Here is an 11,718-nt window from a genome sequence, read left to right on the forward strand (position 1 = left end):
TTGAAGAAATATGAATAATACTCCAATCCTTTTTAAAAATGAATAGTTTTTGGACTTACTTCTGAAAGTGCCAAAATAGTAATAGCGCCTCCTTTAGTTTGCCATTCTTTTGTTTTCTATGCTTTTTTTTCATCCATAAAAACACCTGAATTGCTACCTAGTAAAATATCTAAATCACCATCGTTGTCAATATCTCTCGCTTTTATAAGCATGTGTAAAGGGGTGCCTTGATTTATCAATTGGTCAAGATTTGGTGTTTTAATTTTATTGTTACCAAGTGCATGTATGGCAGAATAGATCATGTCGTCGGCAAAAATGAAAATAATATTAGGAGTTTGTGTATTCTCTTTTTGAAACTTAGCACAAGAAAGAAAGAGCACTAATAAAATCATCATAGAACTCTTGTTAGAAAAGTATTTAGTAAAAAAATTATTCCAACTCATTTCTCTTATCTTTCTGCCTTACATACTCACTAGGAATAACGCCAAACTGCTTTTTAAAACATTTAGCAAAATAGGAAGCCGTATTAAAACCTGTCATGTACATAATCTCTTTTACCGACAAATTACTTTGTTCAAACAATTGTACGGCTCTTTTTAAGCGAATGTTTCTAATAAACTCACTAGAGGACAGGCCTGTTATTTCTTTAAATTTTAAATATAAATTACTACGGCTATGCCCCATTTCTTTAACCAACATTTCTACACTAAAATCAGTATTCATCATATGTTTTTCAACAATTTCGATGGCTTGTTGTAAGAAACGCTCATCTGCAGAGGTTACCGTGACTTCTTTAGGGTTTAAATTTATTTCGCGGTTAAAACGTTTTCTTAATACATCTCTCCCTTTTATAATATTTTTCAATTTTATCTTCAACATCTCAGTGTCAAAGGGCTTTCTAATATAATCATCTGCACCAATTTTAAGACTTTTAAGTTCACTTTCTTGCGAAATTTTTGCGGTTAACATAACAATAGGAATATGACTAGTTGTCTTATTAGTTTTTAGTTTTTCACATAATTCAAGACCATCCATAATTGGCATCATTAAATCTGTTATAATGATATTAGGGGTAATTCTACTAGCGATATTAAACCCTTCTTCACCATTTTCTGCTTCGTGAATCTCATATTCTTTTTGCAGTACTTGTTTAACAAAAACCCTTATATCTTTATTATCGTCCACAATTAATAAAATAGGCAACTTGGATCTTGATTTTGTAATATCGTCATCTAATAGATCATCGTTAATATCAATAGCAAAGGATTCTTTCTCAGAAGACCTCATTAAAAAATCGCTATCAGATTCTTCTTTACAAACAATTTCAGGAATATTCAAGTATGCCTCTTTTTTCATTGGGAGTTTAACAGTAAATAGGCTGCCTTCATTTACATTACTCTTAACTTGAATAGAACCTCTATGAAGTTCTACAAGGTTTTTAGTAAATGCTAAACCTATACCTGCGCCTTGTGGATTTTTTTTATCCTCATCTTCTTCTATATAAAATCTTTCGAAAATATTTTGGATTCTGTTTTTTGGTATTCCTTTTCCAGAATCTATAACTTGAATGACTACAACATCGTTATGACTGATCTGGTCATCAATTTCTTGAAAAACCTCAATAGTAATTGTACCATGCTCTGGTGTAAATTTAAAAGCGTTGGAAAGTAAATTGTTCACTATTTTTTCTAATGCTTCGTGGTCGAACCAACATTTTAAATTTTGATTTGACGTTTTTATCTGAAAATCTATAAGTTGCTTATGTGATAAAAATTGAAAGGGTTCTGCAACTTCCTTGATAAAAGTAACAATATTACTTTTACGAACCACCAATCTCATCTTACCTTGATTAATTTTTCTAAAATCCAATAATTGATTAACCAATCGCATTAAATAGCTAGCATTTTTTTGCATTAACGCATACTGTTCTTGCAATGCCTTTTGGGTTAAATTTTTACTGTTTTTCTGTAAAAACTCTATAGGTCCCTTAATAAGTGTCAATGGCGTTCTAAACTCGTGAGAAATATTAGTGAAAAATTCAAGCTTTATTCTTTGTAGCTCTTCATTTTTCTCATTCTCTAAATGCTCTAGTTCTAATTGATGTTTTTTTGTTGTTTTAATTATGGTAAATCTTCTATATAATAGTAAGGCTACTAAAAATAAAAGCCCATAAAAAACATACGCCAAATTAGTACGATAAAAAGGAGGTATCACTTTAATTTTCAACTCACTATGGGATGAATTCCATATACCATCATTGTTAGATGCTTTTACTTTTAAAATATAATTTCCTGGATTAATGTTTGTATATGTTGCGAATCGCTTTTTTGAAGAGGTAAAAACCCATTCCTTATCAAAACCATCAAGCATGTATGCAAATTGATTTTTTAGAGGAGCTGCGTAATGTAGTGCTGCAAAATCAAAAGAGAAACTATTTTCGCTATATTTTAACTTAATTTCTTGTGAATCGTTTATTGACTTATTTAATATAACCTTTCCATTTAATTTTTCTCCTATATCAACGGGTTTATTAGATATTGAAAAACTTGTTATAACAGTTTTAGCCTCATAGGCGTTATCGATAATATCTTCAGGGTAGAAAGCGTTAAATCCATTAATACCTCCAAAAAGCAACTCGCCATTTTCCCGCTTTAAGCAGGCCAATTCCTGAAATTCATTACTTTGCAAGCCATCGTTAACATCATAATTTTTAATGGCTTTTGTGTCAGGATTAAATTTTGTTAGCCCTTTATTTGTAGATACCCATAAATTATTATTATCATCTTCTAAAATTCCCTTAATAACGTTATTAGGCAAACCATCTGTATTGTTGTAAACCAAAAATCTATCAGGCAAACCTTCTGAGGCTGGAACAAATTTATTAAGTCCGCCACCAAAAGTTCCTATCCACATATCTCCTTGACTGCTTTCGTAAAGTTCAAGAATATAATTATGACTAATACTTAGACTATCTTTTGGGTTGTGGAAATAAGTGATGAATTTAGGCTGGCTCTTTGCTATTTCTATAGGCAATAACTTATTTAACCCTCTTCCAGTAGCAAACCAAATATTACCTTTACTATCTTCATAAATATTACGAATAATATTACTTGAAATACTTGAAACATCTCCTTTGGAATATAATAAAACATCTTTTTGGTAAGGTAAATTCTCTCCTTGATATAACCAACGATGAATGCCTCCATTGTAAGTGCCTATCCATACATTTTTATGACTATCTTCTAAAATTGAAAAAACACTATGGGTTATTTCTTTTTCTTTTTTAATGTCACTTTCGTTTATGCGACTTGGATTTGAAATGTCCAACGTAAACAATCCCCCTGGCACAGGTTCAGCTCCAATGAATAGCTTTTTAGTGTTTCCTTTTTCTACCTCTGCTAATGCAAATGGTTTTGTAATGGTTTTGAGTGTTATAAAACCACTGTAATTTTCGCTAAGGTTCTCTTTAAGGAGCATGTTTAATCCACCTCCTTCTGTTCCAATCCATAGCGTGCCATTGCTATCTTCAAACATAGCCCTTATTTTATCATAACTCAGACTTTCAGGCTCTAATGTTTTTCTAATATGCCTAAAATGTTTTCTCTCAGGATCAAACTTATTAACGCCTCCTCCATTGGTACCTACCCAAACAATTCCTGTATAATCTATAAACAAAGATTTAACTATATTTTTACTTAAACTATTGGGATTTCTAGGATCATAAACATAGCGGCCTTTAAATTCTAGAATCCTATCTTTATTAGCACTATCAAAATATAACAGCCCATCGTTTGTTCCCGCCCAGATGTGGTTTTCTTTAACAGCTATCACATTAAAAAAGCCATCATAAACCATATTTACCTTGTGTGTATCTCCATTTGTTTCAAGTAAATACAACCCAGAGCCCGTCCCTATCATCAAACGTCCATAAGCATCCTCCTTAATACTTCTTACCGTATCATTTGGTAGCCCAATATCTTCATTAACGGTTCTAAAATAGATATCTCCATTATTGTCCCTAAATAATTTATACAAACCATCAGAGCCTCCAACCCAAAGCTGTTTTTTACTGTCTTCAAAAATTGAAAAAATAGAGTTTTTATCAGACCCAGAAATCAGATCTTCCTGATACAAGTTAAAACGTTTAAAACTTACAGAATCAATAGACTTATTTAGATCTAATAAACTTAATCCATCGTTGGTTCCAACCCACAATTTATTTTCTTTGTCTAAAAAAAGGGTCCTTATATGATTATTACTAAGACTTTTTATATTAGACTCGTCATGGGTAAAATGAGTAAAAGTTTCTAATGATTTATTAAAATAGTTCAATCCATTTCCTGTAGTCCCTAACCATAAGTTTCCATTATTATCTGCGGTCAATGCAAAGATTAAATTACTATTTATACTTTTAGAATTATTAGAATCTGGATTATAAACTGTAAAATCATAACCATCATATTTATTCAATCCGTCGTGTGTGGCGAACCACATAAAACCTTGATTGTCTTGATAAATGTCATTAACATCATTTTGAGACAACCCGTTATCAGTAGTTAAATGATGAAAATAAATTAAATCCTGTGCGCTCATTTCATTTTGAAAACAAAACAAACACAGAAAAAAGAGAAACTTTAAGATTGAAAGGGTTTTACACATAACTATATACCAAATAAGGGCTTAACCCAAATATATCAATAAATTAATGTTTTGCTATTATTTTTGGTTGTTTAATTTTGAATACTCTGTACAAAAGTATCACATATAAAAACAAAAAAGCCCCACTTTTTAAAGTGAAGCTTTAAGTGAGCCCTGAAGGATTCGAACCTTCGACCGCCTCCTTAGAAGGGAGGTGCTCTATCCAGCTGAGCTAAGAGCCCTCAATGAAAACATTTCTGTTTTCTGGTGTGCAAATATAAAATTAACTATATATCTAACCAAAAGAAATGTTTTAAAATTTTCAAATAAAAAAAAGACATCATGAATTGATGTCTTTTTTAAATATCCTTTTTTTATAATTCTACCAAAATAAAGCATATAGTACTGCCAATAAAATACAGACTACCATAGAACCGATATTAAATAAAGGTGATGTTTTAAATAAATCTTTAGAAATCACAATAGCTTTAGGGTCTTCTGCGCCTTTGTTTTGAATATTACTCATTATAACTATGATTACCATGGTCAATACCGCTGCAATTCCCATTTGGTGCATCCAAGGCTCAAATGCAGGAATAGGGATAAACTTAAGCGCTAATGCAATTGGAATGGATAAAACCGCCCCCCAAATAGCAGCATTATTAGTTGTTTTCTTCCAGAATAAACCTAAAATAAATACAGCTAATATACCAGGACTTACAATACCTGTATATTCTTGTATAAACTGAAATGCCTGATCTATACCGCCTAAAAGCGGCGCTACAATTACTGCAATTATTAATGCCACAGCTGCAGAAATACGCCCTACATTTACAGTCGTTTTATCATCAGCATTTTTATTGAAATATTGCTTATAAATATCCATAGTAAATATGGTTGATGTAGAATTTAACATCGAAGCCAAAGAAGACACGACCGCTGCCGCTAATGCAGCAAAAGCAACACCCTTAAGTCCTGTTGGCAAAAACTGCAACAACCAAGGATAAGCCTTATCAGCTTGTTCAGCAGATGGCATATTTAGCATACCAACCTCGCCTAAATTAGCCATAATCGATGGATCATTAACCATTACATAAGCCGCAATTCCTGGAATGACAACTATTAAAGGAATGATAAGTTTTAAAAACGCCGCCAATAAAATACCTTTTTGAGATTCTTTTAATGATTTAGCCGCCAATGTTCTTTGTATGATATACTGGTTGAAACCCCAATAATATAAATTAGCCACCCATAAACCACCTACTAACACCCAAATACCGGGTAAATTTATATAGTTGTCATTAGATTCTTCAAGTATCATATGGAATTTATCTGGTGCAGCTTCCCATACTTTTGAGAAACCTACCAGCACACCTTCACCTCCAGAAACTGTATTCAACGCTAAATAAGTAGTCACTAAACCACCTAATACCAAGAACACTACTTGTATAACGTCCGTCCAAGCTACAGCGGATAAACCACCATAAAGCGAATATGCAGCAGCAAATAAAGCCAAACCAATAATAGCGTATATCATATCAAAACCCATAATGGTTTCAATGGCCAGACCTCCTAAATACAGTACAGAAGCAAGATTAACAAAAATATAAAGTCCTAACCAGAACACAGCTAATATAGTTTTTAGATTGGTAGAAAATCGCTTTTCAACAAATTCAGGAATAGTATACAAGCCCTTCTCAATAAAAATGGGCAAGAAATATTTACCCACAATAATCAACGTTAAGGCCGCCATCCACTCATAAGATGCGATAGCTATACCCAAAGCAAATCCAGATCCAGACATACCAATAAATTGCTCTGCAGAAATATTTGCTGCAATTAATGATGTACCAATGGCCCACCATGGTAAAGATTTACTTGCCAAAAAGTAATCTTCGGCATTTTTTTGATGACCTTCCTTATCACGAGAAACCCACAATCCTACACCTAAAATTAAAATCGCATAAGCAATAAAGACCACATAGTCCCACATTTCAAATCCTGCTGTCATAGTAAAATATTTAGTTTAGTTAGTATTAAGAAGTCAAATATAGAAATTATATTTTAAAATAAGACCTTTTTTAAAATAAAAAAACAAACCAGTAGGGTCTAGTAGGTTTTTGTAATTATTTTTTATATATTTGCTCACGAAATCATGATAACAGTCAAGAAAAAAATAGGGATTCCAAAATATAAGCAAATCATCAATTCAATTGAAGACGCTATAATATCTGGCACACTACAAAAAGGAGATCAAATACCTTCTATCAACAGCATTAAAGATGAACACAGTCTATCAAGAGATACTGTATTAACTGCCTTTAACGAATTAAAAAACAGAGGCATTATACATTCTGTTGTTGGCAAAGGATATTACGTATCTAGCGAAAATGTAAACGTAACCCAAAAAATATTCTTGCTTTTTGATGAGTTGAACTCTTTTAAAGAAGACTTATATAATTCTTTCTTAGAGCATTTAGGCGAAAATATTCAGGTTGATATTTTTTTTCATCACTTCAACGAAAACTTGTTCAGTAAACTGATATTTGATAATGCTGGCGACTATAATTACTATGCTATCATGCCTGCGAATTTGAAAAACACAAATAACGCCATTCAAAATCTACCCCAAGAAAAAGTCTATATTTTAGATCAGATACATGATGATTTGTTAAATTATTCAGCTATTTACCAGAATTTTGAAAAAGCCATTTTCAACAACCTTACCAAATCCTTACACCTTATCAAGAAATACAAAAAGTTAATTTTGGTGTTTTCGGAAGACAAACAACCTCAAGGCATGCTTAAAGGATTTACTATATTTTGTAAAAAAAACTCAATACCTTTTACAGTTTTAAATTCCTTACAGGACCATACGCTTGAAAAAGGTGAACTTTATATTATTCCTGATGATAAAAGTTTATTGAGAATCATTAAAAAAATGAAAAGCAATGCATTTATTCTTACTAAAGACATAGGGATAATTTCTTATAATGATACCTTGCTTAAAGAAATTGTTGAAGGCGGCATTACAACCATTTCAACAGATTTTAATATGATGGGCAAGCGTTTGGCTGAAATGATACTTAATAAAGAAGTAATCAAAATAGAAAACCCAAATAATTTAATCATCAGAAATTCATTGTAATCAACAAAAAATTAAAATTAATGTATAAAATCAACCACAATAAAGATTTAAATATTTTAGAAATTGAAAATTCTGATAAAAAAGTTTACGGCAAAATTCACCTTAACAATGGTGGAAGCCTACAAGAATTAACACTTAATGGGCATGCCATAATTCAAGACTTATCGCCTTTAACCTATAACATTACTTACGCGTCATCCATTTTATTTCCTTTTGCAAATCGAATTAAAGATGGTGCATATACATTTAACGGAGAAGATTTTCAATTTGAAATTAATCAAAAAGAAGAAAACAATGCACTACACGGGTTGATATACAATAAAACGTTTCAAATTACCGATACCCAAACCAGTGAAGAATCAGCCACAATCATTTTAAAATATAAAGAATACGAGAAGTCCATCGGGTTTCCATACAGGTATTCCATTCAATTAAAATACACTTTTTCAAAAAACAACTTAAGTTTGAGTGTTTCTGTTAAAAACACCGATTCCAAAGGATTCCCTTTTACAATTGGCTGGCACCCCTACTTTACAAGTGATGATTTATTTGGTAGTTCTATGAGTTTTGATAGTCAGCAAAAACTAATAATTGGCGAACGTAATATCACTACTGGCATTAAAGACATTGAACCCATCGAGACTTTACAGATAAAAAATAAACAACTGGATGATTGCTGGATTTTAAACTCTAATACTGTTAAATTCAATACTCCAAAATATAATTTAATAATTGATACCTCATCAAAAAACAATTATTTACAAGCCTATACACCACCAAAACCAAACACCATTGCCATTGAACCAACCACGGGAGTTTCAGACAGTTTCAACAATAAAATTGGTCTGGAAGTTTTAAATGCAAATGAAACCTATTCCGTAACATGGAACTTAAAAATAAATAACAACTAAACTATAACTAAACATGAGTGCTACACTAATTAAAGATGTCAAAAAGATATTTATCGAAACATTCAAATCAGAACCATTGCTTATATTTTCTCCGGGAAGAATAAATATTATTGGCGAACACACGGATTATAATGATGGGTTTGTTTTTCCTGCTGCTGTTGACAAAGGCATTGCTGCTGCAATCCAAAAGAGCAATTCTGGAGACTGCACAGCTATTGCATTAGACTTGGATAGTACCATAAAATTTGAATTGAACACATTAAAACCATCAAAAGAAGGTAGTTGGGAAAATTACGTATTTGGTGTGGTTTCAGAAATACAAAACAGAAATATTGTTGTGGGCGATTTTAATATCGTCTTTAAAGGTAATATTCCTGGTGGAGCTGGCATGTCATCCTCTGCAGCTTTGGAAAACAGTGTTGTTTTTGGGTTAAATGAATTATTTGATTTAGGTCTATCAAAACACGATATGATTTTAATCTCGCAAAAAGCGGAACATAATTATGTTGGGGTTAATTGTGGTATTATGGACCAATATGCAAGTATGTTTGGCAAAAAAAATCATGCCTTACATTTAGATTGCAGAACTGTTGAATCAAAGCCTTACGAAATAAACTTTAAAGATCATCAGTTAATGCTAATCAACACAAACGTAAAACATAGTTTATCAGACAGTGCTTACAACGATAGACGCTCTGCATGTGAAAGTATTGCGAAACTATTGGGCGTTAAAGCTCTAAGAGATGCTACTGAAACAGATTTAGAAACTATAATTGATAAAGTAACTCCGGCAAATTACCAGAAGGCACTATATGTTATCCAAGAGAATACAAGAACAGTAAAGGCCGCAAAAGCCATTACAGATGGAGATTTAGAAACTTTAGGGGCTTTAATTTATCAATCACACAACGGTTTATCCACGCAATATAAAGTAAGTTGTGATGAACTGGATTTTCTTGTAGAACAAGCAAAGAAGAACAAACATGTTTTAGGAGCAAGAATGATGGGTGGTGGTTTTGGTGGTTGCACCATCAATTTAATTGCTAAAAGCGAGGCTAAGAACTTTGCGGAGACAGCTTCAAAGGCATACAAAAACAAGTTTGATAAAGACTGCTCGGTGTATTTCATACAACTTTCTGACGGAACACATTTAGTAAAATAACCAACAATTATATAAAATGAAAAATACAGATTTACAAGATTATTCACATAAGCGCTATAATATTTTAACTGGAGAATGGGTTTTAGTATCTCCACATCGTGCAAAAAGACCATGGCAAGGACAAAATGAAACTGTTAATAACGAAAAGCGCCCTACACACGATGAAACATGCTATTTATGTGCAGGGAATACAAGAATTAATGGGGAAATAAACCCAAAATACACAGATGTATTTGTTTTTACTAATGATTTTGCAGCACTACAAAGCGATTCACCATCATTCAATGTAAAAGATGGTCTTTTAGTAGCAGAAAGCGAAACTGGTATTTGTAAAGTAATTTGCTTTAGCCCAGACCACTCTAAAAGTTTAGCTGATATGTCTGCAACCGAAATTCAAAAAGTTGTTTTCGCATGGCAAAGAGAGTATAAAGAGTTGGCAGACAATCCGAAAATTAATTACGTTCAAATATTCGAAAACAAAGGTGCTGTAATGGGTTGCAGCAATCCGCATCCGCATGGGCAAATTTGGAGTCAGTCTACCCTTCCTAACGAAGTAGACAAGAAAAACACACAACAATTAAACTACTTTAACAAAAACAACAGTAGTCTTTTAGGCGATTACTTAGCGCAAGAATTAGAAAAACAAGAACGTATAATTTTTGAAAACGAAGGCTTTGTAGTTTTAATTCCATTTTGGGCTGTATGGCCTTTTGAAGCTATGATTGTTCCTAAAAAACATCAAGCCAATATATTAGAAATGAATAACGATGAAGCATTGCAATATGCAGAAGCTATTTCGGTAATCACTAAAGCTTATGACAAATTATTTAACACATCGTTCCCTTATTCCAGTGGTATTCATCAAGCACCAACAGATGGTAATGAAAACAAACATTGGCATTGGCACATGAGTTTTTACCCACCGTTATTAAGAAGTGCAACAGTTAAGAAATTTATGGTAGGTTATGAAATGTTTGGTTCTCCTCAAAGAGATATTACTGCGGAAACTGCAGTAAAAATGCTTCGGGATTTATTATAGCCTGAACTGAAAAAATTTGAGAGTCATCTTTACCACCAACCTGCCTGCCCCGGCAGGCAGCAGATACACTAATAAAACTAAAATATAGGTGTAAAAATAATAATCACAAATAAAAAATCTACAGATTTTTTATTTGTGATTATTTGTGATTATTAGTGTAGATTATTTTTGCATTTATCCTTAAAATAGAAAATTAGTGTTCCCGATAGCTATTGGGACGTGGCATTTTTCATAAAGTATGTGTTTGCCTTGTTCTAAAACCTATGTTTTAAAGCTATACAACCAGAATACTTTATTTTTGTGTTTATAGAAAGTCTCATTTTATTATAAAAAAACCAAGAACCTCAGGGCAAGCTTAAGGGTCTAAAACCTACTGGTGAAAAATGAATATATACGAAACCACTCTAGCAGTCACTAAAACACACATAGACGATTTAAACCATGTAAACAATGTGCATTATGTGCAATGGGTTCAAAATATAGCAAAAGCGCATTGGCAATCAAAAGCCTCAGAAGACTTACAGAACAGATATAGTTGGTTTTTAATATCCCATTTTATAGAATATAGAAATGCTGCCTTTCTTAATGATACTATTAAAATTAAAACTTACATTGAGAAATCCGAAGGCGTTACCAGTACCCGTATTGTTGAAATGCACCATGCAAACACAAACAAATTACTTGCCAAATCCGAAACTAAATGGTGTTTTGTAAACGCCAAAACAGAACGTCCAACAAGAATTACACAAGAAATAGTTGATTTATTTGATTAATTCCCAAATAACATACTAAAACATAAATTCAAAAGTTATATTTTTAT

8 protein-coding genes and 1 tRNA gene are annotated in these 11,718 nt (G+C 32.2%); 5 read left to right on the plus strand and 4 right to left on the minus strand.

Translation table 11 applies throughout. The features are described from left to right. Window positions 1-116 precede the first annotated feature (116 nt). The 4 genes from ABD935_RS12755 to ABD935_RS12770 all read right to left on the minus strand — a co-directional run bounded on the left by ABD935_RS12755 (window position 117) and on the right by ABD935_RS12770 (window position 6,649). Window positions 117-395, minus strand: coding sequence for a hypothetical protein (locus ABD935_RS12755; RefSeq protein ID WP_345192499.1), 279 nt, complete (start codon window positions 393-395; stop codon window positions 117-119). 34 nt (window positions 396-429) lie between these two features. Continuing rightward, window positions 430-4,593: a hybrid sensor histidine kinase/response regulator transcription factor gene (locus ABD935_RS12760; RefSeq protein WP_345192500.1), complete on the minus strand. Its 4,164-nt coding sequence runs from the start codon at window positions 4,591-4,593 to the stop codon at window positions 430-432. A gap of 213 nt (window positions 4,594-4,806) precedes the next feature. Next, window positions 4,807-4,880 (minus strand) — tRNA-Arg (locus tag ABD935_RS12765). A 140-nt stretch (window positions 4,881-5,020) separates the two neighbouring features. After that, on the minus strand, window positions 5,021-6,649 hold the full coding sequence (locus ABD935_RS12770) for a sodium/sugar symporter (protein WP_345192502.1): 1,629 nt from the start codon (window positions 6,647-6,649) through the stop codon (window positions 5,021-5,023). Window positions 6,650-6,793: 144 nt separating this feature from the next. Between ABD935_RS12770 and ABD935_RS12775 the strand changes: the two genes are divergently transcribed. The 5 genes from ABD935_RS12775 to ABD935_RS12795 all read left to right on the plus strand — a co-directional run bounded on the left by ABD935_RS12775 (window position 6,794) and on the right by ABD935_RS12795 (window position 11,671). Beyond that, the gene (locus tag ABD935_RS12775; protein ID WP_345192503.1) at window positions 6,794-7,786 is read left to right on the plus strand and encodes a GntR family transcriptional regulator; all 993 of its coding nucleotides are present in this window, start codon (window positions 6,794-6,796) and stop codon (window positions 7,784-7,786) included. A gap of 20 nt (window positions 7,787-7,806) precedes the next feature. Continuing rightward, window positions 7,807-8,697, plus strand: coding sequence for an aldose 1-epimerase (locus tag ABD935_RS12780; RefSeq protein WP_345192504.1), 891 nt, complete (start codon window positions 7,807-7,809; stop codon window positions 8,695-8,697). Window positions 8,698-8,710: 13 nt separating this feature from the next. Beyond that, window positions 8,711-9,859 carry a galactokinase gene (gene galK, locus ABD935_RS12785; protein ID WP_345192506.1) on the plus strand — a complete coding sequence of 383 codons (1,149 nt, stop codon included), beginning with the start codon at window positions 8,711-8,713 and terminating at the stop codon, window positions 9,857-9,859. Between the two features lie 16 nt (window positions 9,860-9,875). Further along, on the plus strand, window positions 9,876-10,898 hold the full coding sequence (locus ABD935_RS12790) for a UDP-glucose--hexose-1-phosphate uridylyltransferase (protein WP_345192507.1): 1,023 nt from the start codon (window positions 9,876-9,878) through the stop codon (window positions 10,896-10,898). Window positions 10,899-11,281: 383 nt separating this feature from the next. After that, window positions 11,282-11,671 carry an acyl-CoA thioesterase gene (locus ABD935_RS12795; protein ID WP_345192509.1) on the plus strand — a complete coding sequence of 130 codons (390 nt, stop codon included), beginning with the start codon at window positions 11,282-11,284 and terminating at the stop codon, window positions 11,669-11,671. The last annotated feature ends 47 nt before the right edge of the window (window positions 11,672-11,718 follow it).

This window comes from Algibacter agarivorans, assembly GCF_039543245.1.
GTDB classification, from domain to species: domain Bacteria; phylum Bacteroidota; class Bacteroidia; order Flavobacteriales; family Flavobacteriaceae; genus Algibacter_G; species Algibacter_G agarivorans.